Raw genomic sequence first — 25,500 nt, 5'->3', positions numbered from 1 at the left:
TTTAATAGCGGCTAATTATATGCCGCTATTAATGATAACACTGATTTAGCGCTGACGTTGTAATCGTTGATTAATGAACACCACATCATCCCGGTCTAAAACCGGCTGCATAGTTCTTTCTTCAGCAATATGCATCTCTTGCGGCGACGCGGAATCATATTTTTGCCATAGCTGGTTTTCAGACGGCGCATTGGGATTGCCAAACTTAATAAAATTAATCCACGCCGATTGCACTTCGCGCGCAACCTGAATCGAATCATCATTCCAGTTATCATGATCGATAAGATTATTGAAAATAAACTTTAACTCAGAGCCATGAATAACGCCCAATCCTGTCGCAGCGATATCCGGATCGACATAATCGAAATGATAGATATAGACTTCGCGGTGACGTGCCAGCGTATCCGCATACAGATATAGACCGCTGCGCAGTAATCCCAGCGTAATGAGTTGGTTCATGCGTGCAGCAGCGCTGTGTTCCATATTGACCGGAAAACGTTGCAAAACCTCAGCGGCACTGTCACCAAAGGCACTATTAATTAATGAGACATATTGCTGTTCAGTCGCATCTGGCGGTACGAAAAGGCTGCCTTCATCGGTATTAAACCCTGCAAGCAACCTGACCGGGTTTATCTCACCTTTCGCGACAGTTTCAATGGGGTCAGCATGATAAACATGCCCGTCAGGCACGGGCCAGAAACCGGCGACTTGCGGCGGCTGCAGTGTTGACTGTGCAGATACGGCCAGCAATTTATAGGCAGGCTCTTCCCTTAAAGCGGCCAGACCTTTTGCATCATCCTTCAATCCCAACTTATCAAAAAAACGTGATGCCTTACCGTGGGCCTGTTCAAGAGAGAGAACATTTTCTGGCGCAACCGCCGTGGCGTTGGGCAGACTTCCGCTTTGCATAATCGCCTGGTCAAATAAGCCTTTCGCAAGCGGAGAAACAATCAGCGTACTGACCGCGTAAGAGCCAGCTGATTCTCCCCCAACCGTGACGCGCGAAGGATCGCCACCAAATGCACGGATATTTTCCTTTACCCATTCGAGAGCAGAAACAATATCGAGGAGCCCCCAGTTTCCCGTAGTGCCATGTTCTTCATACGCCGCAGCAGAGGGCAGAAAGCCCAAAGTGCCCAGACGATAGTTCAGAGTGACAACCACGATACCTTGCTGAGCCAGGTGTTTTCCTTCGTAAAGTGGTTGGGAGCCACTTCCTAAAACGTAGCCGCCACCATGAATAAAAACGTAAACCGGAAGTGCCGCTGTATTACTGACCTCCGGGCTCCAGATATTCAGATACAGGCAGTCTTCGGAGAAATTACCCTCGCCATCTTGATAGCTCATCGGTCCAAACTGAGTCGCATCTTTGATGCCTTCCCATGGATGAACTGGAACAGGAGGCGCAAAACGACGCGTTCCCACCGGTGGCTGCGCGTAGGGAATGCCACGATAAATATAGACGCCGTCGGACCGGCTACCGCGCAACTTGCCAATTGGTGGGTCAACCTCGTGTGGAATTTCTCCTGGCCATTGAGGGGCACTGACTGGCGTCAGAAAATCCGACAGCCAGCGGTTCAGGCCCGTTAGCTTATTATCTTCCATAGTATTAACCTCGGTATTCAAGAATTGAGCTCAACCCCCTGGATTTGAGCATTAATGCTTCACACCTTAGATTCGGAACAAAATGAAATAAATGTCCATTTCATAGATGCTTTGTATATGATTTGTTTTTAATGAAGGGTGACGATCAACCCGAGGGATTATGGAAAGAATTGAGTGTGACCGCATGTTCATAGCGGTAATGGAAACCGGTAGTTTTACGGCGGCAGCGCAGCGCCTGGGTGCCAGCCATGGACAGGCATCAAAGCTGATCTCACGCCTTGAGCGTGATCTGGGAGTAACCTTGCTTCGACGAAGCACCCGCTCGTTGACCCCGACTGAAGTGGGCCGTGCTTATTACGAGCAGATTCGTCAACTCATCGCCAACTATGATGCCCTCAATGACTCGGTCCGAAATTCCTCGAATACACCTTCAGGTATATTACGAATTTCAGCGCCGGTTACCTTCGGCACACTACAAATGCCAGATTTATTAATTGAGTTCGCACATCGATATCCTGATATTGAACTCGACGTGCGTTTTGCTGACCGCCTGGTAAACGTTATCGATGAAGGTTTTGATCTGGCCTTACGTATTGGAAAGTTAGAGGACAGCAGCTTAATTGCCAGAAAACTCTGTGATATCAGGATTGTTCTTGTCGCCTCTCCTGACTACCTCTCCGCGCGGGGAACACCCAGCCATTGGGAGCAACTCACTGAGCATGACTGCGTGGTGGACACGAACTTTCGTGAGCCTTACTTGTGGCCATTTCTGAATGAGAACAAGCAACTCATCACTCAGCCTGTTAAAGGAAGGATGAAATTCTCCAATGCCGAAGTTTGTTTAAATGCAGCCACTGCAGGGTTAGGCATATCCCGCCTGCCATCGTTTGTGGTCAGCAAGGCGCTTAAAGCGGGTAAACTGCAGACCGTTCTTCCATCCTTCGAAGCACCGCCAATGGGGCTTTATGCCGTTTATCCACCGGCTAAATATATTGCCCATAAATCCCGGGCACTTATCGATTTTTTGGTTGAAGCCTTTGATGGAGCACCTCGCTGGGATTAATTTCCAATTTGGAAACAAAGTCACCTTTTTTAATCGGATAATATCCTCAAAGGAATAAGTGTAGAGTTCTCTCATCAACTTAATGAGAGGAACACACCATGTTTGATACCCGTACAACACCTTATGCAGCTCTGGTTATGCGCCTGTCTTTAGGCATCCTTTTTCTCGCGCACTTTGGGCTGAAGTTTTTTGTCTTCACACCGGCAGGTACCGCTAAATTTTTTGCATCGCTAGGATTGCCGGGTGGTCTGGCTTACCTGACCATGGCAGTCGAGTTAATTGGCGCGATTGCATTGATTCTGGGTATTTACACTCGAATTGTTGCTGTGGTTTTGATTCCGGTGTTACTGGGCGCGATTGTCACAGTCCACGGACCTGCAGGCTTCTTCTTTACTAATCCTAACGGTGGCTGGGAATTCCCTGCATTCTGGATTGTTGGTCTGATTGTTCTGGCACTGACCGGCGACGGCAAATTTGCCCTTAAACCTACGACAGTAAAAAAATAAGATTTCTGAAGATGGCGAACAGATTGTTCGCCATTCAACCATTCCTTGCCCCCCACGTTTTGGCCGAGTGCCTTTCGACAAGATGATCCTTCCAGTTCGCTGTTTTGCATTTCGAGTTTACGCTAAAGTAACCCTCTGATTTTCATCCAGGCGCTCACGATGCCAACAGTGATTTCTACCGAATCTTTCAGCAGCATCGTCCACTTTGTGACGGCGGCTAACGCAAGTAGCTTTACCGAAGCTGCTGAACAGTTGGGCGTGTCGAAATCAGCCATTGGCAAAAGTATTCAGCGACTTGAGCATAATCTCGGCATTCCACTCTTTCATCGCACCACGCGTAAAATCAGCCTGACCACGGAAGGCGAAGCGTATCTGGCAAGCTGCCAGAGTGCGCTGGAAACCCTGCAAATGGCCGAGATGGCGCTGCGTTCAAAGCTAACGGAACCCACGGGAACAGTGAGGATCGATCTGCCTGCTGCCTTTGGCCGATCGGTGATGATGCCGGTATTGATGGACATGACTAAGCGCTATCCACATCTGAAGCTAACCATCACGTTTAACGATCGCATCATTGACCCACTGGATATTGGTTTTGATCTTGCCATCCGGTTTGGTCCAGTTAAAGACACCACCGATCTTATCGCGCGTAAGCTGAACGACCAGCATCTGATTATCTGCGCATCACCCGCCTATATTTCGACGTACGGTAAGCCTGAGACGCTGACCGAACTGGCCGGGCACCGCTGTATTCTTGCCTGGCGCGGCGGCGCACCGCTTAGCTGGTTAATTCGTGACGAGAGCGGCAAGGACATTAGACTTAAACCCACACCTTTTCATCAAATCAGTGATGGCGATGCCATGATCGATGCCTGCATTGCCGGTGCCGGTTTAATTCAGTTTCCTGAAGCGCTTTTACGACCACATATACAAACAGGAAAACTGGTTCCCCTGCTTGCCGCCTGCAATCCAGCGCCCACCGAGCTAAATGTCATATGGCCCCGCGCCCGACACTTGCTACCCGGCGTACGTTTTATCATTGATGAGTTGATTGAATTAGCGGCACAAAAAGCATTCGAATGATTGTAGACATCAGTTCTACACTCTGTCCCCTTTGAGCCTGTTTATCCACCTCAGCTATCAGCGTAGGATTTCTTCAACGTCAGGTTGTCTGACAATTCATCCACTCATGAAGGGGTTCTACCATGCCAGTAGTTAATATCCAGATGTTCGATGGTCGTGATGATGCTAAACCTGCTATCGCTAAAGCAGTGACTGAAGCTATCGCAACCCACGCTAAAGTTGACCCACAGTATGTCTATGTCATTTTCAACGACGTAACCACCGACAACTGGGCAATCTCAGGTGAAATTTTTGCCGAGACGCTGAAAAAGTCGAGCTGACCAGCAGCGCACCTTAGTCAAATTCGCCGTTATGCCCCAGCGCATAACGGCATATTCCTCTTGCGGGGAATGCCTGCCTCTCTTCTTTGCACATTCGCCTGCTCCCATAGTTCTGGAGATTACGATGAAAAATGAAATTACCTGCGTGTTTAATCTGGCCGTTAATGACGGACAATTTCCGGCGTTTAAAGAATTGGTTTCACGCGTTGTAGAAGCCACCAGTAAAGAACCCGGCACGCTGAGTTATGTCTACAGCGTCAGCGACGATCAGAAAACAGCGCACATCGTTGAGCGTTATCGTCAGCAAGACCTGGTGAGCCATGTTGATCACACGTTCGCACCTTTCGCTGAAACCTTCCTCTCTTTAGTCACCATCACCGGCCTGACGGTTTACGGCGAACCCGATGATGAAATCCGTAAACGTTTAGATCCGTTTGGTGCCGTGTATATGACGCCTTTTGATGGATTTACCCGTTAATTTTGTAGATTAAAAACGATGAAAGGCTCCGCTATGAAACTTTATGTGTACGATCACTGCCCGTTCTGTGTGCGCTCACGCATGATTTTTGGCTTAAAAGATGTTGAGTGCGAAATCATTGTCCTGCCAAATGATGACGAAGAAACACCAACTCGCCTCATCGGTAAAAAAATGCTCCCGGTACTGGTTACAGAGAGCAATGAAGCGATTGGCGAAAGCCTGGACATCGTTAAGTATATTGATGAGAACTATGGAGCTTCTGTCCTAACCGTGGCTGACGATCCAGCCATCGAAGCCTGGATGGAAGAGGCGACAAAAGTGATTTATCCGCTGGCGATCCCGCGCTGGGCAAGCGCTGATTTTGAAGAGTTTCGTCAGGATGCGGCGAGAAAATATTTCGTCAGTAAAAAAGAAGCAGTCTTCGGTCCCTTCCCACGTTTGCTGGAACAAACCGAAACCATGGTGACTGAGATAAACGCAAAACTCGAGATTCTTGAGGTGTTGTTCTCGCAGCAAGAGAAAGAGACCGGGCATTTCTCGCTCACGGATATTCGTCTCTTCCCACTACTGCGCTCATTATCCATCGTTAAAGGGATTAAATGGCCGCAAAAAATTGATGCATGGCGCAGAGAGATGGCATTGAGATCACAGGTTAATCTCAATGACGACATCGCTATTTGACTCAATGTTTATGGGCGGCAGATACTCAAAGCCGTCCGGAACCAAAGTGGTCTGAAGCAAAATCAAGGAAGCTGCGTACCTTAGGCGTCAGGCGACGATCGGGTGCGTGAAGAATATGCAAAGGACGCGTGGGAATTTTAAACTCGCTCAATACCTGTATCAGGTAGCCTTCATCAATCAGTGGCTTAACCAGCTCTGCAGGTTGTAGCGCCACGCCCTGTCCGGCGCGAGCAGCATTGATGAGCGCCTCTCCACTGTCCAGCATCAACCTTCCGTCGATGGCAACACGTAGCATCCCTTCAGCGCTTTCAAACTCCCAATGTGTTCTCAACGAGGTATGACTGAAAATCAGGCACTCATGTTGGCTGAGATCGCTGGGATGAACCAAAGGCGGCGCATCATCCAGGTAAGCTTGTGAAGCACAGGCAATCAGCTGGTATGGATGTAGCGCGCGCGCAACCAAACCACTGTCCGGGAGATGTCCAACCCGAAAAACGATGTCAAAACCTTCATCAATCAGGTCTACCATTCTGTTCGCCAGCATCAGTTCAACAGTAACGTCTGGGTTTTGCTTAAGGTAAACCGGCAGTAATGGTGCAAGCGCATGAACGCCAAAGGTGACAGGAGCATTAATACGGATGCGGCCTCGCGGTGTCGCCCGTGTCTCGGCTGCAAAGGATTCTGCTGCCTCGAGCTCAGCAAGAATAATCTTTGCCCGCTCATAGAAGTCGCGACCAGCTTCAGTCACGCTGTGCTGTCGTGTAGTGCGGTTTATCAGGCGAACACCCAGATGTTGTTCAAGGAAGGAAACGTTTTTTCCAACCAGCTGAGGTGACATATCCAGCGCTTCAGCAGCGGCGGTAAATGAGCCCAATTCTACGGAACGCGTAAAAACCGTCATACTGGTAAGACGATCCATTAGAAACACCTTGTTGTAGATGAGCCCGTTAGTGGTATTTATGATGTCATCTATTTTTAACGCGTTCAACGTCAGACGGACGCTTAACGACCTCCTTTAACAGCTTAAGGGTGTGAAATGATTAACGCTGAATTTTCCCTATTACGTGAAAGCACACATTTTTATTGGCCCGAATCAGGCAAAAGAATTGATATAGCGAGAGGCCTGGATTACATCCTATCCGGAATAACGGCGCAGACATCGCTTACCGCCTGGCACCTTGAAATGATGATTTACCGCACTGAGGAGATTATTGAATCCGATTCGACAATCACCCCGATCCATGGTGAGGCAAGCAGCCGAGATCCTTTGTTAAAGGCCGTGTGTACTGGCTATTTAGAAGATGCATCTTTAGCCACACCCGAGCACATTGAGGAAGCCTTCAATAAACTGGCGGATGATATTTCCTACCATCCACTCTCTTTATCGGAAGAGGCGTTGCAGGTGCTCGCAGGATTTGTTTTTGTCCGTGAGATAACCCACCACCTCGGAATTACAGCGATTCATTCCACATGATTCAGGTACAAAAAAAGCCGGTTACTGCGAGGTGAGTAACCGGCTAAGCATCATTGCATATCGTTTTTATAGTAGAAAATATTAACGCCCGACACTCACCGTGAGACGTTTATTCCTGCCAGGTTCCAGCCTGTTTGGCGCTGTGAGCTGCCAGCATGTCCATCAGTTCTGGTGACAGACAATCGTATGGCGTCAACGCCAGCTCAGACAAGCGCTCACGGACGTCGGCCATTTTAGAAACAGGCGCACCGCTTTCAATAATGGACGAAACGAAAGCTGCAAATCCTGGCGCAGACCAGCCTTCGGCATCAGACAGTTCAGTATGAACAAAATCCAGACCGTAAAATGCATGTTGCTCGTTCTCAATGCGGCCATACATATGAACGCCACATTGGGTACAGGCATGACGTCTAATCAGGGCATTTTCATCAACGACTTTCAATTTCTCTGCGTTTGCGATTACAGAGACTTTACCTTTGGGAACAACTGCAACCAGTGAGAATAAAGCACCTGAAGGTTTCCAGCATTTCGTGCAACCACAGGCGTGATTAAACATGGTCTGGCTATCGAGCTTTACTTCAACCTGATTTTCCGTGCAGTGGCAATGCAGCACGCCACCAGAAAAATGCTCATTTGCAGCTTTAATGTCGGCGTCTACCGCTGGATGGATTTTCTGAACGTTCATGAATTAATCCTTGATTAAACAGGTGCGACAAGCGCGCCGCACCTGATGCGTTAAGAGATCAGTAGTGGATAACGGTGCGGATAGATTTGCCTTCATGCATCAGGTCAAATGCATCATTAATGTCATCAAGTGACATTGTGTGAGTAACAAATGGCTTCAGCTCAATTTCACCCTTCATGGCATCTTCAACCATTCCTGGCAGCTGACTGCGGCCTTTAACGCCACCAAATGCAGAGCCTTTCCACTGACGGCCCGTAACCAGCTGGAACGGACGTGTGGAAATCTCTTTGCCCGCACCGGCTACGCCAATAATGACCGACTGACCCCAGCCACGGTGTGAAGACTCAAGCGCTGCACGCATCACGTTCACATTGCCGATACATTCGAAAGAGTGATCGACACCCCAGCCAGTCATTTCAATAATGACTTCCTGAATAGGTTTGTCGAAATCGTTTGGATTGATGCAGTCTGTTGCGCCGAACTGCTTAGCCAGCTCAAACTTGGATGGGTTGGTATCAATAGCAATGATGCGGCCCGCTTTCGCCTGACGCGCACCCTGAATGGCTGCAAGACCGATGCCACCCAATCCGAAGATGGCCACTGAATCACCAGGCTGCACTTTTGCCGTATTGTGAACAGCGCCGATACCGGTGGTTACACCGCAGCCGAGCAGGCAAACATGCTCGTGGTTGGCTTCTGGATTTATTTTCGCCAGAGAGACTTCAGCCACCACAGTGTACTCACTGAAAGTTGAGCAACCCATGTAGTGGTAGATCGGCTGACCGTTGTATGAGAAGCGCGTTGTGCCGTCTGGCATCAGGCCTTTACCCTGAGTGGCACGCACTGCGGTGCACAGGTTGGTCTTGCCGGATTTGCAGAACAGGCATTCGCCACATTCAGCGGTGTAAAGAGGAATGACGTGATCGCCAGGTTTTACGCTGGTAACACCTTCGCCAACCTCAACGACTACGCCAGCACCTTCATGTCCAAGTACTGCAGGGAAAACGCCTTCAGGATCATCACCTGATAAGGTAAAGGCGTCAGTGTGGCAGACGCCGGTGTGACTGATTTTTACTAACACTTCGCCAGCGCGTGGTGGCTCGACGTCAATTTCAACAATTTTTAAAGGCTGGCCTGGGCCAAATGCAACAGCAGCGCGTGATTTCATAACTGCACTCCACTTAATTGAGGGTTCGGATTGAGCGGAGTGGTTATTCGCAAAATGCTAATCACGCCGCTCTAAAGAGGTGGTAAATGTTTATTGAGTAGGGGGAGTATAGATCGCATACCCCTATGGGGTATATATAATTTTTGAATCTTACATGAAAATCAATATATATAATTGTTTTTTAATGACATTAAACAACAACGAAATTGTTTGTAGTTCCCATAACCTCTGCAAACGCCCGCTTTATGATGATGCAATGAGAGCGGCGACCGCTGTTAGCTATCGCCATAAAAGAAGGTGAGAAAAGGTTAATGAGTCGTTTCTCTACTCTGGAAGAAAGGATAGCTCTGAAACATTTCTGACCTCATATTTTCAACATATGCAGGTTCGCCACAATAGGCCTTGCGGATGCTTCCTGGTGGTTCGTTAACGTAGTGACGATAGACGCGCGTGAAGGTTTGCTGACTACTAAAACCATTATCCATTGCGATCGACATAATGTTTTTGTCGGTAGTGATTAGCGCACTGGTAGCATTTATAACACGACAAATCCGGATGTAATCCGCTATTGATATTCCGGTTATTTCTTTGAATCTTCGTTGAAAATACCAGTGGGTATATCCACTCTTTCTGGTAATAACATCAACTCTAAGATTTACATCAAGGTTGCCATCAATCCACTTTATAATGTCTCTGACAACTGCGTGCAAAACAAGATCCCTACTATTGCAGTCATCTGATTTAATTGAATAATTTATCGCTCTGGGGCCGGTTTTCTGATTGCTTGAAATAGTCATATTGATCGTCCGTAAAATACTGAACAAACTTTAGCACATAGATTAATGGCGGCTCGTTCAAATAATTTAACGATGATAATTTAATAGACTGAGCTTCTTAACTGTAGACATAAAAAAGCAGCGCCAAAAAACGCTGCTTCACCAAGGCCCTAAATGAGCCACCGTCAAACTGATTACTTAAAATAAGAGCGAACTAATTTAACCAGTTCACCGATCTCCTGATCGCTACCGCTTTCGGATGTTAACTTCCCTGCGAACTCTTCTTTTATGTAGCTTTCCAGGATCTCGGTCATCAGACCATTAATTGCGCCTCTGACAGCAGCCATTTGCATCAATACAGGAGCACAATCCACCCCAGCTTCCAGCGATCGCTGAATGCCTTCGCATTGACCCTGTATCCTTTTAATTCTGTTAAGCGCTCGCTTTTTATCTTCAGGAGAGTGTGGCATACATCCTCACATACTGTACCGGGGTATATCATAACATGAAGGCGCTATCTTCATTAGCGATTACTGCCATAACAGTTGATCACCTGAAAATAGACTTATTTGCCTGCAGCTATGAGCGTTGCCGGACAGTTTGCCAGATGGGAACTATGACTCCAATACCCCCTGATAACTCTAATTTACAGTGTAAATTTGGTCATGCATCATGATAAAGGGTCAGTTCATTTGAAGTTAACAAACAGGGCGTTTGCAATGGTTGTGTTCAATGTCGGCATCCATCTTGACAGTGAGAACTAAATCTCGACTGCTTCGCGTGCGCGTCTCGTCATAATGAGATTTATCACTATGCAGAACAACAAAACCAAGGCAGAGAGCAGCATCGCTTTAGCCATACCGCGCGAAAATGTTGCAGTATCGGTATGTGTTATTAGCGCCCCAAAGATGGCGACGCCAACGACCCCACCTAACTGTCTTGCTGACGCCATCAAACCCGAGGATATACCGGCATCGTGCTGTGAAACTGAAGCGAGCATCGTATTTGTAACTGAGGGTACTGACATCGCGCTACCCATACCGACCAGCATTAGTGCGCCATTCAGTAGCCATAAAGATGAGTTAACCGATAATTGGGATAACAATAAAAACCCGATAATTTGCACGCTAAATCCGGTGGTGATGATACGTATCGCACTTACCCGACGTGCAACTCGTGAAGATATCATCGTTGATACGGTCAGCACGGCAGTCAAAGGAATGAAAGCGATGCCAGTCTGGAATGCACCGTAGCCTTTAACGGTCTGGAAAAAGAGGCTTAGAACAAAAACGGTGCCGTAAAAAACCAGGTTGATGACGGCGCCACTAAGGCACATTGCAATCAGCATCTTATTTTTGACTAAACGAGGAGGCAGCATAGGATCCGCCACATGCCTTTCCGTGACTGTAAATATTAAGGTTGAGAGGATTGCCAGACATAACGCTACAAGAGGCAACATTGTCCAGCCCCGATCGCTCGATTCTGTCAGGGCATATGTCAGGGAAGCGATGGCAATAGCGCTTGCTATCTGACCCGGCACATCGACTTTCTTATCAACACGTGGAGAAGCTGGAGCAAAACGCAGGATGAGGATAATTGCGATAAGGCCAATGGGAACATTGATTAAAAACACGCTTCGCCAGCCCAAATACTGGATGAGGATGCCGCCCAGCACCGGTCCTGCAGCAAGAGCGATACCTCCACAGGCACCCCACATAGCAACGGCCGTACGACGGGTATTTGTATCCTGGAAAGTCAGCCTGATTAACGTTAAGGAGGTGGGTACCAACAGGGCAGCGCCAATTCCCTGAATACCACGCAGCGTAATCAACATTGCCATGCCGTCAGCTAACCCACAGCCGATCGATCCGAACGTAAAGATGCCAAATCCCCAGGCAAAGACAGTCTTTGCACCGTACTTATCCCCTAATGCGCCTCCAAGAATTAGCAGTGCTGAAAACACTAAAGCATAACTATTGATGACCCATTGAAGGCCAGTAAGGTCGGTTTTAAACGCCTCTCTCAATGCGCTCAATCCAACATTAACCACGCTGACATCGAGTTGAACGACCAAAAAGCCCATGCAGGATGAGATGAGTGTTGCCGCTAAAGTGGGCGTTATTTTCGACATTACAAACTAAGCCAAAATGAGTGAATCATGACTAAAGGATAAGAATTGACACGACATGCGTAAATACTAAAATTTGCACACCATCCATGCAAAAACGCATACATCATGAATTGGGAAGATCTCCGTTTTTTTCTGGCCATTGCTAAAGCCGGTACGATTTCAGGTGCTGCAAAAGATTTGAAAGTTGATCAAGCCACAGTGAGTCGCAGGCTTGCATCGCTTGAAGCAGTATTGGGCATTCAACTTGTCATCCGACGACCTCGTGAAGCACGCCTGACACCGATTGGTGAAAAAATTTTAAAAGAGGCAAAGGATATTGAGGCGAAAGTTTATTCCGTTGCGCGACTTTCCTCCTCCGGTAAAACATCTACCCGTTCAAGGGTAGCGATCTCGGCTCCACCAATACTCGCCCGACATTTTTTTGCTCCCGCTCTTTTTGAGATGACGCAGCAAAATCCTGACATACAGCTTTCTATTCAGAGTGAACCACAATTTGTGTCTCTTTCAAAAATGGAAGCTGATTTATCGCTGCGCCTCTCTCCGCCAATAGAAGAGACCGATATTATAAAAAAAGCAGGTCTGATGAAGTTTGGTTTATATACCACGCCTGATTACAGGAATATTAAAAATCCTTCAAGCTGGGATTTTATTGCTTATTCCCACAAGGAACCCAGTTTCGCGCATAAAAGATGGCTGTATGAGGTTAGAGGAAACAGGCGGGTTAGTTGTGAAGTCAGCGATTTGAGCAATCAATATGAGGCAGCTTGTTCAGGAATTGGTGTAGCGGGTTTACCCTGTTTTTTAGCGGATAAAGAACCACGGCTGATTAAATTGCCCACTGAACAACCAATGCTAACGCTGGATATCTGGTTAGCGAAACATCCAGACCTGCGTGACGATTCCCAGATACGAAAACTCGCGCAAACAATTACTGAGTTTTTAGATAAAAAAGGATTAGGGTTGAACCAGTAAGGAGTCAAACGTGTCGGCCTCATACAGGTAATGCAGATGAATGGAGGTAGCTTTCACCACCGCCATTCATTCTAAAAATCAATTAGTAGTAAGCACTGGATGCCTTAATACTCAGATTCTTCTCCAGGTAAAGGGACGGAGAGCTCCTCACCCTTTGCGCCTGCGTAGAAGATGATGACGTCAACGCTTTCATCCGTGGTGAATCCTCGGTGTGCTATATCGATGGACTCATTGAAAGCCTCGCCAGCATGAAAGGTTTTGGTTTCTCCGCTGTCTTTGTCTTCAATGGTCAGAGAGCCGGACAGAATGTAGGCAGTATTAGGAATGGGATGAGTATGCCATGGTAACTCTGAATGAGCGGGGATGGTCATTTTCATAACAGTAATTTCAAGTTCGCCAGAGGGATAGCTCTCTAAACGTTGGCCATTCCAGGCAAGTCCGCTCTTAAGCAAGGTCTCTGATTCATTTGTATGTTCATTAGTGTTCTTTTTCATCATTTCCCCTGTGGTTATTAAATTTAACATATTGATAAATGAGCAGTTTGGTCCTTATGAATTTCCAACCTCAACATTACCAAGCCATTAAATATGTCCCTATTAATTAATCGTACCTATAGAGAAATCCGTCAAGAAACGAAGCCAATTAAAAGCATATATTGATAAAACAATCACCTAACCGATGGATAAATAAACCACCAAATTTCTTTAAAGCATAGAATAATAAAAGGCTGAAGCTAATCACGATTACAATTCACTCAACCCTACCGCAAAAGGGAAGAATGAAAATATTTACTCCACAATTTCGAGCCCAAATGATTTGGGCTTTTTTTCATAAAAATTGAACGGCGACGTCCGCTATTGGCACACAGCGGACTATCAAATAAACTTTTGCGCTGTTCAACAAACACATCACATCAACCATGAGCTAATACAACCTACTTCTAAATTCAACCCCCATTGCTCCAACCCCCTCCGTCCAGGCATTTTCAACCAGTTCCCAAGCCCCATCCACGCCTCTGTCGCTGCAACTTTGAACTGCGCTTTTAGCTCAAGTGCGATCCGGATCTGAAATGTCGGAAATTTACCGGATTTGGAATGTTTTACGTCACGTTTGACCGTTGTCCTGTATGGACCCTCATGATTATCGATGAACAGTCAGGTATGTGCCTTGATATCCGGCTTGGTGTTCAGCCCCCGCTTCAGGTCAGCAATCCTGACAGCGTCATAGCCATGCTCATGAAAGAGTGCCTGTGCAATTGCGACTAATGCTTCGCGTTAAAATGCAGATCGTCGCAACCTGCTCTCTTGTTTTAACTTCATTTCTGAAAAAGTTAATGTAGTAACCACTAAAACAATCTACATACACCAACTTAATCATATTGTTGATATAAATCATCTTTTAAATCTAATTTGAATTTTAACTTGTGAGGATTTAATTTTTAATGTAGTGATCACTATAAATCCAGCTCACGATAATCAGGAGAATACATAGTGACTCACTCTTTTCAGAACAAAATCGCGGTTGTGACCGGCGCATCATCTGGCATTGGTCTTGGGATCGCACAGGAATTAGCAGCACTCGGTGCAACTGTGATCATTACCGGCCGGGACAAAAATAAACTTAAATCCGCACTTAGTACTCTTGGGCCGGATGCGAGTCAGTTTCAGGTGGATGTATCCAGCCTCTCCGAACTGGATAGTTTTTATAAGCAAATATTGTCCCGGTTTGGTCGTATTGACATTCTGATAGCAAATGCCGGCATGGGCGAATTTGAACCCCTCGGGCAGATTACCCCGGAGAAGTTCGATCGTCAGTTCACAACGAACGTAAGGGGTATCACGTTTACCGTTCAGAAAGCATTACCACTTATGAAACCAGGCAGCAGCATTATTATCACAGGCTCAACGGCCTCCATTAATCCTGGTCAGGGCCTCAGTGTTTATGGAGGCACCAAGGCTGCTTTACGTGCAATGGTACGCAGCTGGATTTTGGACATAAAAGGTGCTGGCGTTCGCATTAATATCCTCAGCCCCGGACCGGTGGATACTCAATCCTTACACGATTTCCTTCCCGAGCCCGTTGACGCCATTCTGCAATCTTTGCGTGACCGCAGTCCGATTGGCCGTATCGGCCAGACTGAAGAAATAGCAAAAGCTGTAGTCTTCCTCGCCAGTGAAGATGCCAGTTATATTAACGGCGCGGAAATTTTTGCCGATGGCGGTGCATCTCAGATCTGACTAAGGAATATTTTTGGGCAACATCAGTAAAACAACTGTCGGTACCACGAAAAATGAATTCTCTGCTATCACGCTGAAAAAAGCGTCGCTTTTACCCTGACGTTTAATTGCGGGGCACCGGCCAGCTCATTGCTGACCGGTGCAGCTTATTAACAGAGTCAGGAGAGCTGGAGCCACGTACCCGCAATACTCAGCGCAAACTCACTACCAAAAACGATCGCCGGCGTCTGAAAACCGGGAAAACAGTCACCGTTCAGAACACGCCTCGCAGCCTCTGTGGCCGCAAGCGGCGTATAGGAATATCCGTTAACCGTCCCGATCACAGCCCGGTGGACCCTTCCGTCAGCTCCGGTGACCTCAGCAACAGCGCGTGCACGAGTTGCATCGCGTTCATCCTGCCCGGGCCCTTCAGGAAGCAGGGACAAATCACCCTGCGGAAAGGCATCCCCTGTTACATTCACAAACATCTCAATATCTGGAATACCGGTTGAATGCCATGCCGTCACCAGATCGCCAAAGGAAAGCGGCGCACAGGCCACAGGGCCTTCACCAAAATCAAACCAGCCGGGCTGCGCATTCTCTTTCGTCATCAGAATACCGTTAACACGTTCCAGCAGGCCGGCTGCGATTATTTCGCCTGCGCTGACGGCAGACCCCCGGGACATCGTTCCGGCCACCTGTAATGCTATACGCAACCGTCGTGGTTCCGGTACATGTCGTACAAGGCGAACGGCCAGGCAGTCGGTAGGCACCACGTCCCAGCCCACGCCCGGCAGTAGCATACTTCCGGCCACCGCCGCTCTATCTCCCAGTGACTCAGCCAGCCGGTAAACGTTAATTTCCGCTGTGATATCAAGGTAATGAATACCCTGGTCTATGCAGGCTTTCATCAGCGGTTCTGCTGTAGCAGCAAACGGCCCGGCGCAGTTCAGCACAACGCCGACGCCCGCCAGCTGCAGCGCGGTTTCAGCAGCGTCCTCCAGGCCGAATACCCGCATACTGACGTCAAGTTCACCGGCAAGTGCGGCCAGCCGCTGCATGTTTCTGCCGGCAATAATAATATTCAAGCCGGCACTTTTAGCCTGGGCGGCGGTCATGCGTCCCGTGTAACCGGTGGCGCCATAAATCAGTAATGTTTTCATGGTTGAGGGTGCTGCCATTTTTTATAAACAAATTCCAGGCTGTAGCCATCGGGGTCGAAAACGCCGGCGGCGTAGTAGCGGGGATCGTAGTGAAGCCGGGCGCCAGGTGCGCCATTGTCAGACGCGCCGGCACGCATGGCTGAAGCATAGGCTTCGTTCACCATTGTCTGATTTCGTGCGACAAACCCGACATGTACAGAAGCTGGTGCAACAGTTCCTTCGCGTAGCCAGAAAAAAATCCGGCCCTGAGCACCGAACCCTTTCAAATCCGGGTGGCCGGGCGGCCCCTCTTTTCCGTCATAATCATGACGAACCGTGATGCCGAGAGGAGCAAGCGCTTCCGTATAAAAACGGACAGAACGGTCTGTATCGCTGACCGTAAGAAACAGATGATCCAGCATAAAACCTCCGGAAGGATTCAGATTTGGTAGCCGCCGGCAACCTCAATGGATTGTGCGTTGATCCAGACGCCGTCATCAGAGACCAGGCCTGCGATAACCCGGCCGACATCATCCGGCTCCCCCACGCGTTCCAGCGCGGTCTGTGAGGCGAGTAGCGCCTCAAATTCATCATTCAGCCCTCCGCCAAGCGACGTACGGATTGCACCCGGAGAGACTGCGTTTGCCCGGATGCGCCGCGGCCCGAACTCTTTGGCCATATAGCGGGTCAGTACTTCAAGGCCGCCTTTAAAGGCAGCGTAGGGCGCAACACCTGCCGTCGCCACGCGCGTGGTGGCGCTGGTAACGTTGATGATGTGTCCTCCATCGCAAATCAGTGGCAGCAGCTTCTGGGTCAGGAAAAAAGGGCCCTTCAGGTGCACGGCAAAAAGAGTGTCGAACTCACTCTCCGTCACCGTTTCAATCGGGTTGAAGAGTCCAAACCCGGCGTTGTTTACCAGCACGTCAATGTGCTCACGTTCCCAGGTGATACTGACTATCTCAAGTAAGGCATCGCGGAAAGTGCCGAAGGTTTCGGTGCGAGCCACATCCAGATGCAGCGCAACGGCATGGCCGCCTGACGCTTCAATCTCCTTCACAACCCTCAGGGCAGATTCAGGATGGCTGTTATAAGTCACAATCACCCCCATCCCTTTAGCCGCGCACTGCTGCGCCACACTGGCGCCAATTCCGCCACTGCCGCCGGTAATCAGTACAATTTTCAAGGTTTCATCCTTTCTGTCTGCGAGAGGAAAAAGGATAAAACCTCCGGGACAGCTCTGCCTCTGCGTTCCTGCTCGATTCTTGCCTTTTTCTGCTTTATGCTCGCTTTAATCATCATACTGAGGAGGCTGACCTTGACACTGGAACCCCTGCTTGACGAACTGCGCCTTCTGGCCGCTCATGCCCGACTCTGGCGAACCGAAACCGGTATACCGCGTGTGGCAATGGTGCAGGGGGACGTTCCCGCGCATGCTCTGGCTGCGGTCTATGAGCCGATGGTTAATCTCATACTGCGGGGAAGTAAATCCATGACGGTAGGTGACCGGGTATTCCACTACAACCCTGCTTCTTACTTTGTCATGTCAGTAGATTTGCCAGCCGTAGGCGAAGTCCTTCCCGAGGCCACCGGTGCTCCTTATCTCGCGGTCAGTCTGACCCTGACACCTGAGCGGATAGCGACGTTGTTGGCTGATTTAACTCCCGTGAAGGCTGATCCACAGTCGGGTGCTTTTTCCGTTGCTGCCGTCACGCCCGAGCTGCTGGATGCCTGGGTAAGAATGCTTCGCCTGATGAAGAGCCCTGAAGATATCCCGGCTCTCGCACCGGTATATGAACGTGAAATCCTTTATCATGTTCTGAAAGGCCCACATGGCTGGATGCTGAGGGATATTGCTTCACCGGGAACCATGCTGGCGCGGATAGGTAATGCTATTCGCTGGATAAGACATAATTTTGCTGATGAATTTGTGGTTGAATCACTGGCCGCACAGGAAGCCATGAGCGTATCGGCTTTTCATCGTCATTTTAAGTCCGTGACAAACATGAGTCCGGTCCAGTATCAGAAGCGCGTCCGTCTTCTCCATGCCAGAACCAAATTACTGGCGCGCCAGCAGAGCGTCACGTCTGTTGCCATGGAGGTGGGTTATCGCAGCGTGCCTCAGTTTAATCGCGAGTACGCCCGTTTCTTTGGCCGCACTCCTTTGAAAGACGTTGCAAGTCTAAGGTACGACGCTGATGGTGCAGAAAGCCCGCTGAATCACCACGTTTGATGCGGCAGTAAATTTTGCTGCCGTAACAAAGCAATAACTCACCACACGATATTTCACTTCGCGGGTAGCAGCCAGGCGAAACTAACAGGCCGTAATTCAGATGGGATTCAATTTCGCAAAGTGACGTCCGGCCATCTTACTCATCCTTTCTGACAGACGACTTCGATGTTATTACCGTCAGGGTCTAAGATATAAGCGGCGTAATAGTGAGAGTGGTAATGATTGCGAATTCCCGGTTCGCCATTGTCTCTACCGCCTACCTGTAGAGCGGCACGCCAGAATTCGTCAACTATGGCCCGTTCACTGGCAGCAAAAGCCAGATGTGTTGAGGCGCCTGTTATGTCTTTATCATGAAGCCAGAGCCTCGGGTACCCCTCCGGGCCCAATCCATACCGGGCACCACCAGTTAGAGTCCGATCCGGGGGTACAGAAACAACCAAGCTGAACCCCAGCGGAGCGAGGGCTGCTTCAAAGAATTTGAGCGATACCAGAGCATTTTTTACAGCAATCTCAACATGGTCGATAACAGACATAACTTTTACCTCCTGATTAAACATTTTTTGGCGTCAGGAGAGTGCTGAATGCCTGACCGGCCAGCTGAGCCACGGCAGTTAACCTGGCTTTTGACAGTCCCGTTACTGCGGCTGCAGAAAATCCCCGCAACGTTGTCACGACATAATCAGAAAGCTCCCGGTCCCGTGCAGGTTCATACTGCCGGATATAACTTCTGATGAACTGAATTCCTGCCTCACCATAGCGGCTTGCCAGCTCGCGGGCCTGCGGATCATCGGCACGCATACCTTCAGCCACAAGACAGCCTCGCTGGACTGAGGATCGGGCGTATAAACGTGCAGCAGTCATAAAAAGATCTGCAACCGCCTCATTCAGCGGCCTGCCCGGAGTCAGGATTTTGTCCGCCGGTAGGTTTCCCTCTGCAACATAGAGATCCAGGCAGCGTTCAAACAGCCCTGCTTTACTACCGTAAGCGGCATAAAGGCTGGGAGGATTTATATTCAGCATCTTTGTCAGTTCCGTGATACCCACAGCATCATAACCACGCTGATGAAACAGCGCTTTAGCTGTCTGCACGCCGGACTCTCTGTCAAATACCCGCCTGGGTGCTTTAATTGTTTTTTCGGTATCGCTCATAGTTTTTATCCGTTGCATCAGAAGTGTTTCTGTTTGCCATCTTAAAACTTTTTTGTAGTGACCGCTACAAGAAGTTAGTGACAGCCCGCTCAGAATTTCTTATAGTGACCACTACAAAAAAATACATGGTGCAATTATGAATCAGTCATTTAATAGAAAGGTTGCCGTTATCACTGGTGGTGGAAGCGGCATTGGTCTGGCTATAGCGAAAAATCTGAGCGACGAAGGCGCAGACGTCATTATCACTGGCCGGAATGCACAAACCCTTCAGGAGGCGTTAAAGACTCTGGGGGAAAATGTAAAAGGTATCGTTGCTGACGTCAGCAGCAAAGTTAGTCTTGATGAGCTTTATGAACAGGTTAGAGTGGAATTCGGTTGCATCGATATTCTTGTCGCTAATGCTGGCGGTGGGGTGCATGCTCCGCTTGGTGAAATCACTGAAAAACAGATCCACGACCAGTTTGCCACAAATGTTACAGGTGTTGTGCTGACTGTTCAGCAGGCTTTGCCCCTGCTTGGAAAGGGTTCAAGCGTGATTATCATTGGTTCGACGGCGTCAGCAGACCCGGGTCCTACCATGAGTATTTATGGTGCGACCAAAGCCGCAGTCAGAAACATGGTGCGAAGCTGGATTACAGAGCTGCACGGATCGGGTATACGCATAAACATTGTCAGCCCAGGTCCTGTGAATACAGCGTCGCTCAGAGCCGCATTTGGCGATAATGCCGAAGAGGGGATCGCCTTCCTCACCGCTAAAAGTCCGTTGGGACGTATCGGAGAGCCGGAAGAAATAGCCTCTATTGTTTCTTTCCTAGCCAGTGATGCCTCAAGTTATGTGCATGGTATAGAGCTGTTCGCTGACGGTGGCGCCTCTCAGTACTGACAGAGGGTAGGTATGTTCATTTAACAAAATTACTCTTTTACCCGTTGTGTTAGCCCAGAACGCAGATGTCTGCTTTGGAGATGCGGACATTTTGGTGCTTCTTATCGAATTAGAGCATTGAGCTCAAATGGCCGTTGAAATGATGTTCGCGGACATGGGGACATTACGGATAAACCCTAAAGGATAATTCATATTTGTCATAGCAAAAACGATTCTTGGTGCAGATGAGGGATAGCGAGAATTGACAAAATCTGAGGTTTTATTGACAGGTGTCGCAATCATTGCAATTATTTACGCCAACGAGAAAAGGGCACCAGCACGAACTGGTACCCTTTCTTGAAGATTTTTATGTTCAATCTTGGATGATGCATCTGCAAATGCAGTCACCGTTGCTTTGAACACCATCTTCGTTTAGACACCCGTTAGAGATCTCACTTCTAACCAGTGTGCTTCGATGTATGGTGCCCGGACGCGGAATCGAACCACGGACACGGGGATTTTCAATCCCCTGCTCTACCGACTGAGCTATCCGGGCAACGGGGCGCATTAAACCCTACTCGCGCGGCACCGTCAAACGCTTTTCGGCAAAAATCAGCTGACTGATGCCTTTTACAGCAACCTCCAGACCAACCGGTAAAAATTCATTCGCCTATCGCTGGTATAGGTGAATTTTTAGTCGCTTATGCCGATAACCTTGCTGACAACCGATACCAATAATAAGGTCCACCATGTTCAGCACTATTACATCAGGAATATTGTCACGCCTTGCGTGGCAAAAACGCGGTCACAGCAAGGCAACGCTCAGTTCATTACAAGATGCCATCGCCATGGTCGAATTCACCCCAGAAGGGAAGATCCTTACCGCCAACGAGCTGTTTCTCGAGCGCATGGGCTACACGCTCAAAGAGATTGTTGGTCAGCATCACAGCATGTTCTGCACCACAGATATGCTTAACTCGCCGCAATACCGCGACTTCTGGCGACGCCTGAATCGCGGCGAAGGCTTCAGCGATAAATTCCTGCGCGTGGCAAAACACAGCCGTCCTATCTGGCTGGAGGCGAATTACGTGCCGGTGCAGGATCGCAGCGGCCGCGTGATTAAAATCGTCAAGCTGGCGAGCGATATCACCGCGCGCATCATGGACGCGCAAGAGCAGCGCGCCATGACCACTGCGATTGAGCGTTCGATGGCGGTGATCGCCTTCAATCTCAAAGGCGAAGTGTTGATGACCAACGACAACTTCCTGAAAACCATGGGCTATAACGCGTCAGAAGTGATCGGCGTGCATCACAGCCAGTTCTGCCCGCCGGAGATGCGCAACAGCGACGAATATCGCCGCTTCTGGCACAAGCTGAATCAGGGCGAATTTATCTCCGGCCAGTTCCAGCGCGTGAATAAACGCGGCCAAACGGTGTGGCTGCGCGCCACTTACAATCCTGTGTTTAACGAAACCGGCGAGCTGTACAAAGTGGTGAAGTTCGCTACCGATGTCACCGCGCAGGTGGAGAAGAATCAGCAAGAGCGCGACGCGGCGCAGCAGGCGTATCAAACTGCGCTGCAAACCAGTGAAAGCACGCGCCTTGGCGCCACGGTGATTGAGAACAGCGTGCAGACCATGAATGATTTGGCGGGCGAGCTGCACGGCATTTCTGGTGATATCAACGATCTGAGTCAGTCGTCGGATCGCATTGGCGCCATTGTTGAGAGTATTCGCCGGATTGCCGATCAAACCAACCTGCTGGCGCTGAACGCCGCGGTGGAAGCGGCGCGTGCCGGTCAGCATGGTCGCAGCTTTGCCGTGGTGGCCAATGAAGTGCGCACGCTGGCGGCCAACATCAATCGCGCCACCACCGAAATTGAGAACATGGTGCAGCAGAACCATACGCTGGCGGAGAAAGCGCTGAAAGGTATCGCCTCCAACCTGAAACGCGCCGATCAGGGCGTGGGGTTGGCGAAGGAAGCTGGAGGCATGATGGCGGATATTCGTGACAGTTCCAGCGAAGTGGTACGCGCGATTGGGCATGTTACCGCGACATTGCGAGAGGAGTGATGCGTTGCAGGTTGCAATGCACCGCGCCCCCACAAACTATGCGGCATGACAATAACCTGCCATGGCCGCATGGTTTACTGCGCCGCCGTCGCCACCGGCGGCGGTGTGGCTTCCGGCATAAAGATGTGGTCGAGAATATTACGCATCAGCGGTGCCGCCGTGACGCCTTCGTTGCCGCCGTTTTCCAGTATCAACGCCACCGCCACTTTGGGATCGTTAAACGGCGCAAACGCGGTGTAGAAGATGTGGTCACGCAGACGCATCGGCGTCATTTTGGCGTTATACACCTGATTCTGTTTCAGGCTGAACACCTGCGAGGTGCCCGATTTCGCTGCAATGCCATAAGGCGCAGTGTGAAAGTATTTGTAGCCGGTGCCGTTCGGCGCATTCGCCATACCGAACATGGCGTGGCGCACCAGCGACCAATACGGCGATTTAGCATCGCCAATCTGCGGCTGCGGTAGTTTTGCCTGGTAGAGCTGCACCTCCTTGCCGCGCTGTGATTTCTCCAGCAGATGGGGATTGATCACACGCCCGTTGTTGATGAGCGCCACCATCGCTTTCACCATCTGAATCGGCGTCGCCACCCAATAACCTTGCCCAATGCCCACCGAAACGGTATCGCCCTGATACCACACGTGTTTGTGCACCTTCTGCTTCCATTCGCGGCTCGGCAGCAATCCAGCGTACTCTTCGTTAAGATCGATGCCGGTCGATTTGCCGTAGCCAAACTGGCTCAGCATGGTGTGGATGCGATCGATGCCCATCATAAACGCCACCTGATAGAAGAAGCTGTCCGCCGACTCTTCGATGGCTTTGGTGACGTCCAGCATGCCGTGACCGGTTTTTTTCCAGTCGCGATATTTACGATCGGTGCCCGGCAGCGTCCAGGTCGGCGCGCCAAATAGGGTAAAGCTCGGTGTGATGACTTTGGTCAGCAGCGCCGACATCGCCATATAAGGCTTCACGGTGGACGCCGGTGGATACAAGCCTTGCGTAACGCGGTTGATCAGCGGCAGGTCTTTATCCTGCAGCAGGGCTTTATAGGCTTTGTAGCTGATGCCTTTGACGAACGGATTGGGATCGTAGCTCGGCGCGGAAACCATCGCCAGCACGCTGCCGTCGTGCGGATCTTCAATCAGCGCCGCGGCACGTTGCCCGGCTAGCTGACTCTCGACGTACTGCTGCAGATGCAGATCGAGCGTCAGCGTGATGTTCTGACCGGCCACCGGCGGCACCTCTTTTAGCACGCGCACGATGCGGCCGTGGTTATCCACTTCCACTTCCTGATAGCCGGTTTTGCCGTGCAGCAGCGATTCATAATAGCCTTCAATGCCCTGCTTACCGATGTTGTGGTCAGCCGCGTAGTTCTCGCCAACGCCTTCTGCGTTCAGGCGTTTGTAGTCGTTATCGTTGATTTTCGAAACATAGCCAAGCACGTGCGCCAGGTCGGCACCGTAAGGATATTCACGGTCCTGATAGGTATCGACGGTGACGCCGCTAAAGCGGAATTGATTGACGGCGAAGCGCGCGACTTCTTCGTCAGTCAGTTCCGCTTTCAGTTCAACCGGCTTGTAGCGGCTGTTCTGTTTGAGTTCATGCTCGAAGGTTTCAATCTCTTCCGGCGTAAGATCGACAATCGGCGTCAGCTCTTTCAGCGTTTCCTGCATGTTGTCGATTTTGTACGGCGTGATGTGAATGTCATACCAGCTGACGTTGCGCACCAGCGGAATGCCGTTGCGATCGAAGATCAATCCACGCGTGGGCGCGATGGGGATCATTTTGATGTCGTTTTCGTTGGAACGCGTCTGGTAATAGCTGTGCTGATCGACCTGCAGGCGATACAGGTTGATGCCTAAAATGGTAAAGCAGATGACAACCAGGGCAAAAGCGACAATCGCACGGCGGGCAAACAGCTTTTCTTCTGCTTCGAAATTACGGAAATTCATCAGGTGGGCTTAGTCTCTTTGTTATCACGCTAATGATAAGCAGAGATTGTTTCAGAGCCAGCACGAAGATGCACAAGCCTGGGTAAAAGTGTGTCAGATGTTTACGGGATGGTGCGGTCTGGTGCCCTCACCCCGGCCCTCTCCCACCGGGAGAGGGAGAAAAAAAGCGCCGACTGGTCCCCTCTCCCGCGTGCGGGAGAGGGTTAGGGTGAGGGAAAAGAGATTAATCGCCCAGCAGCACTGACTCCAGCGCGATCTTAATCATATCGTTGAAGGTGGTCTGACGCTCAGCCGCCGTGGTCTGCTCGTGGGTGCGGATGTGGTCCGACACGGTACAGATGGTCAGCGCTTTCGCACCAAACTCTGCTGCCACGCCGTAAATACCCGCCGCTTCCATCTCCACACCCAGAATGCCGTACTTCTCCATCACGTCGAACATCTGCGGATCTGGCGTATAGAACAGATCGGCGGAGAAGATGTTACCCACGCGCGCATCAACGCCCAGCGCTTTCGCGGCATCAACGGCGTTACGCACCATGTCGAAGTCAGCAATCGCCGCGAAGTCGTGATCCTTGAAGCGCATGCGGTTCACTTTGGAATCGGTGCAGGCACCCATACCAATCACCACGTCACGCAGTTTCACGTCTGCGCGCACTGCGCCGCAAGAACCGACACGGATAATCTTCTTCACGCCGAAATCGGTGATCAGCTCTTTGGTGTAGATCGAGCAGGATGGAATGCCCATGCCGTGACCCATCACCGAAATCTTGCGGCCTTTATAAGTCCCGGTGTAACCCAGCATGCCGCGCACGTTGTTCACTTCCACCACATCTTCGAGGAAGGTTTCCGCAATGTGCTTTGCGCGCAGCGGATCGCCTGGCATCAGCACGACGTCCGCGAAATCACCCATTTCTGCATTAATATGAGGCGTTGCCATGGTT

General features: G+C 49.8%; 27 protein-coding genes and 1 tRNA gene. 12 read left to right on the top strand and 16 right to left on the bottom strand.

Annotated features, from left to right (window positions below; translation table 11 throughout):
• Window positions 1-45: 45 nt before the first annotated feature.
• A complete protein-coding gene (locus PZBJ_RS06995; RefSeq protein WP_101761853.1) occupies window positions 46-1,605 on the bottom strand; it encodes a carboxylesterase/lipase family protein in 1,560 nt (519 codons plus the stop codon).
• A gap of 160 nt (window positions 1,606-1,765) precedes the next feature.
• Here PZBJ_RS06995 and PZBJ_RS06990 point away from each other — a divergent pair, with 160 nt between their 5' ends.
• The 6 genes from PZBJ_RS06990 to grxB all read left to right on the top strand — a co-directional run bounded on the left by PZBJ_RS06990 (window position 1,766) and on the right by grxB (window position 5,733).
• Window positions 1,766-2,668 carry a LysR family transcriptional regulator gene (locus PZBJ_RS06990; RefSeq protein WP_101761852.1) on the top strand — a complete coding sequence of 301 codons (903 nt, stop codon included), beginning with the start codon at window positions 1,766-1,768 and terminating at the stop codon, window positions 2,666-2,668.
• 98 nt (window positions 2,669-2,766) lie between these two features.
• The gene (locus PZBJ_RS06985; protein WP_007886514.1) at window positions 2,767-3,174 is read left to right on the top strand and encodes a DoxX family protein; all 408 of its coding nucleotides are present in this window, start codon (window positions 2,767-2,769) and stop codon (window positions 3,172-3,174) included.
• Window positions 3,175-3,333: 159 nt separating this feature from the next.
• Window positions 3,334-4,254 (top strand): LysR family transcriptional regulator, encoded by a 921-nt coding sequence (locus PZBJ_RS06980; protein ID WP_101761851.1) that lies wholly within the window; start codon window positions 3,334-3,336, stop codon window positions 4,252-4,254.
• A gap of 122 nt (window positions 4,255-4,376) precedes the next feature.
• Window positions 4,377-4,574, top strand: a complete 198-nt coding sequence (locus PZBJ_RS06975) for a tautomerase family protein (protein ID WP_101761850.1) — start codon at window positions 4,377-4,379, stop codon at window positions 4,572-4,574.
• Window positions 4,575-4,698: 124 nt separating this feature from the next.
• Window positions 4,699-5,052, top strand: coding sequence for a putative quinol monooxygenase (locus PZBJ_RS06970; RefSeq protein WP_101761849.1), 354 nt, complete (start codon window positions 4,699-4,701; stop codon window positions 5,050-5,052).
• Between the two features lie 33 nt (window positions 5,053-5,085).
• On the top strand, window positions 5,086-5,733 hold the full coding sequence (gene grxB, locus PZBJ_RS06965; RefSeq protein ID WP_101761848.1) for a glutaredoxin 2: 648 nt from the start codon (window positions 5,086-5,088) through the stop codon (window positions 5,731-5,733).
• A gap of 25 nt (window positions 5,734-5,758) precedes the next feature.
• Here grxB and PZBJ_RS06960 read toward each other — a convergent pair whose 3' ends face one another.
• Window positions 5,759-6,652, bottom strand: a complete 894-nt coding sequence (locus tag PZBJ_RS06960; RefSeq protein WP_101762020.1) for a LysR family transcriptional regulator — start codon at window positions 6,650-6,652, stop codon at window positions 5,759-5,761.
• Window positions 6,653-6,769: 117 nt separating this feature from the next.
• Here PZBJ_RS06960 and PZBJ_RS06955 point away from each other — a divergent pair, with 117 nt between their 5' ends.
• Window positions 6,770-7,207 carry a hypothetical protein gene (locus tag PZBJ_RS06955; RefSeq protein WP_101761847.1) on the top strand — a complete coding sequence of 146 codons (438 nt, stop codon included), beginning with the start codon at window positions 6,770-6,772 and terminating at the stop codon, window positions 7,205-7,207.
• Between the two features lie 109 nt (window positions 7,208-7,316).
• Here the strand turns inward: PZBJ_RS06955 and gfa are convergent, their stop codons facing one another.
• The 5 genes from gfa to PZBJ_RS06930 all read right to left on the bottom strand — a co-directional run bounded on the left by gfa (window position 7,317) and on the right by PZBJ_RS06930 (window position 11,967).
• Entirely contained in the window at window positions 7,317-7,892 is a 576-nt protein-coding gene (gene gfa / locus PZBJ_RS06950; RefSeq protein WP_101761846.1) for an S-(hydroxymethyl)glutathione synthase, read from the bottom strand.
• 58 nt (window positions 7,893-7,950) lie between these two features.
• A complete protein-coding gene (locus PZBJ_RS06945; protein ID WP_101761845.1) occupies window positions 7,951-9,060 on the bottom strand; it encodes an S-(hydroxymethyl)glutathione dehydrogenase/class III alcohol dehydrogenase in 1,110 nt (369 codons plus the stop codon).
• A 308-nt stretch (window positions 9,061-9,368) separates the two neighbouring features.
• On the bottom strand, window positions 9,369-9,857 hold the full coding sequence (locus PZBJ_RS06940; RefSeq protein ID WP_101761844.1) for a helix-turn-helix domain-containing protein: 489 nt from the start codon (window positions 9,855-9,857) through the stop codon (window positions 9,369-9,371).
• Window positions 9,858-10,030: 173 nt separating this feature from the next.
• A complete protein-coding gene (locus tag PZBJ_RS06935; RefSeq protein ID WP_101761843.1) occupies window positions 10,031-10,306 on the bottom strand; it encodes a metal/formaldehyde-sensitive transcriptional repressor in 276 nt (91 codons plus the stop codon).
• A gap of 290 nt (window positions 10,307-10,596) precedes the next feature.
• Entirely contained in the window at window positions 10,597-11,967 is a 1,371-nt protein-coding gene (locus PZBJ_RS06930) for an MFS transporter (protein WP_101761842.1), read from the bottom strand.
• A gap of 105 nt (window positions 11,968-12,072) precedes the next feature.
• Here PZBJ_RS06930 and PZBJ_RS06925 point away from each other — a divergent pair, with 105 nt between their 5' ends.
• Window positions 12,073-12,939: a LysR family transcriptional regulator gene (locus tag PZBJ_RS06925; protein WP_101761841.1), complete on the top strand. Its 867-nt coding sequence runs from the start codon at window positions 12,073-12,075 to the stop codon at window positions 12,937-12,939.
• Window positions 12,940-13,043: 104 nt separating this feature from the next.
• Here the strand turns inward: PZBJ_RS06925 and PZBJ_RS06920 are convergent, their stop codons facing one another.
• The gene (locus tag PZBJ_RS06920) at window positions 13,044-13,433 is read right to left on the bottom strand and encodes a cupin domain-containing protein (RefSeq protein ID WP_101762019.1); all 390 of its coding nucleotides are present in this window, start codon (window positions 13,431-13,433) and stop codon (window positions 13,044-13,046) included.
• 996 nt (window positions 13,434-14,429) lie between these two features.
• Here PZBJ_RS06920 and PZBJ_RS06905 point away from each other — a divergent pair.
• The gene (locus tag PZBJ_RS06905; protein ID WP_101761839.1) at window positions 14,430-15,176 is read left to right on the top strand and encodes an SDR family NAD(P)-dependent oxidoreductase; all 747 of its coding nucleotides are present in this window, start codon (window positions 14,430-14,432) and stop codon (window positions 15,174-15,176) included.
• Window positions 15,177-15,334: 158 nt separating this feature from the next.
• Here PZBJ_RS06905 and PZBJ_RS06900 read toward each other — a convergent pair whose 3' ends face one another.
• From PZBJ_RS06900 to PZBJ_RS06890, 3 genes are read right to left on the bottom strand one after another with little or no spacing between them, the layout of a single operon-like run.
• Window positions 15,335-16,318, bottom strand: coding sequence for a saccharopine dehydrogenase family protein (locus tag PZBJ_RS06900; protein WP_101761838.1), 984 nt, complete (start codon window positions 16,316-16,318; stop codon window positions 15,335-15,337).
• Window positions 16,315-16,719 carry a VOC family protein gene (locus PZBJ_RS06895; RefSeq protein WP_101761837.1) on the bottom strand — a complete coding sequence of 135 codons (405 nt, stop codon included), beginning with the start codon at window positions 16,717-16,719 and terminating at the stop codon, window positions 16,315-16,317. Before PZBJ_RS06895 ends, PZBJ_RS06900 begins: the two co-directional genes overlap by 4 nt.
• Window positions 16,720-16,736: 17 nt before the next feature.
• Window positions 16,737-17,480 (bottom strand): SDR family NAD(P)-dependent oxidoreductase, encoded by a 744-nt coding sequence (locus tag PZBJ_RS06890; protein ID WP_101761836.1) that lies wholly within the window; start codon window positions 17,478-17,480, stop codon window positions 16,737-16,739.
• Between the two features lie 96 nt (window positions 17,481-17,576).
• Between PZBJ_RS06890 and PZBJ_RS06885 the strand changes: the two genes are divergently transcribed.
• A complete protein-coding gene (locus PZBJ_RS06885; RefSeq protein ID WP_101761835.1) occupies window positions 17,577-18,527 on the top strand; it encodes an AraC family transcriptional regulator in 951 nt (316 codons plus the stop codon).
• Window positions 18,528-18,667: 140 nt separating this feature from the next.
• On the opposite strand, the gene PZBJ_RS06880 is transcribed toward PZBJ_RS06885, so the two are convergent.
• Complete coding sequence (locus PZBJ_RS06880) at window positions 18,668-19,060, bottom strand: VOC family protein (RefSeq protein WP_101761834.1); 393 nt, start codon at window positions 19,058-19,060, stop codon at window positions 18,668-18,670.
• 16 nt (window positions 19,061-19,076) lie between these two features.
• Window positions 19,077-19,676, bottom strand: coding sequence for a TetR/AcrR family transcriptional regulator (locus tag PZBJ_RS06875; RefSeq protein ID WP_240632896.1), 600 nt, complete (start codon window positions 19,674-19,676; stop codon window positions 19,077-19,079).
• 136 nt (window positions 19,677-19,812) lie between these two features.
• Here PZBJ_RS06875 and PZBJ_RS06870 point away from each other — a divergent pair, with 136 nt between their 5' ends.
• Window positions 19,813-20,559: an SDR family NAD(P)-dependent oxidoreductase gene (locus tag PZBJ_RS06870; RefSeq protein WP_101761832.1), complete on the top strand. Its 747-nt coding sequence runs from the start codon at window positions 19,813-19,815 to the stop codon at window positions 20,557-20,559.
• Window positions 20,560-21,018: 459 nt separating this feature from the next.
• On the opposite strand, the gene PZBJ_RS06865 is transcribed toward PZBJ_RS06870, so the two are convergent.
• A tRNA-Phe gene (locus PZBJ_RS06865) sits at window positions 21,019-21,094 on the bottom strand.
• Between the two features lie 193 nt (window positions 21,095-21,287).
• Between PZBJ_RS06865 and PZBJ_RS24460 the strand changes: the two genes are divergently transcribed.
• A complete protein-coding gene (locus tag PZBJ_RS24460) occupies window positions 21,288-22,610 on the top strand; it encodes a methyl-accepting chemotaxis protein (RefSeq protein ID WP_101761831.1) in 1,323 nt (440 codons plus the stop codon).
• Window positions 22,611-22,684: 74 nt separating this feature from the next.
• Here PZBJ_RS24460 and mrdA read toward each other — a convergent pair whose 3' ends face one another.
• The gene (gene mrdA / locus PZBJ_RS06855) at window positions 22,685-24,559 is read right to left on the bottom strand and encodes a penicillin-binding protein 2 (protein ID WP_101761830.1); all 1,875 of its coding nucleotides are present in this window, start codon (window positions 24,557-24,559) and stop codon (window positions 22,685-22,687) included.
• A 223-nt stretch (window positions 24,560-24,782) separates the two neighbouring features.
• A complete protein-coding gene (gene deoD, locus PZBJ_RS06850; protein ID WP_008103284.1) occupies window positions 24,783-25,496 on the bottom strand; it encodes a purine-nucleoside phosphorylase in 714 nt (237 codons plus the stop codon).
• Between the last annotated feature and the right edge of the window lie 4 nt (window positions 25,497-25,500).

Origin of the sequence: Pantoea endophytica (assembly GCF_002858935.1) — a bacterium.
Taxonomy (GTDB): Bacteria; Pseudomonadota; Gammaproteobacteria; order Enterobacterales; family Enterobacteriaceae; genus Pantoea; species Pantoea leporis.
Note: the sequence above shows the minus strand (reverse complement) of the source record. Positions and strands in the feature narration are given on the sequence as shown.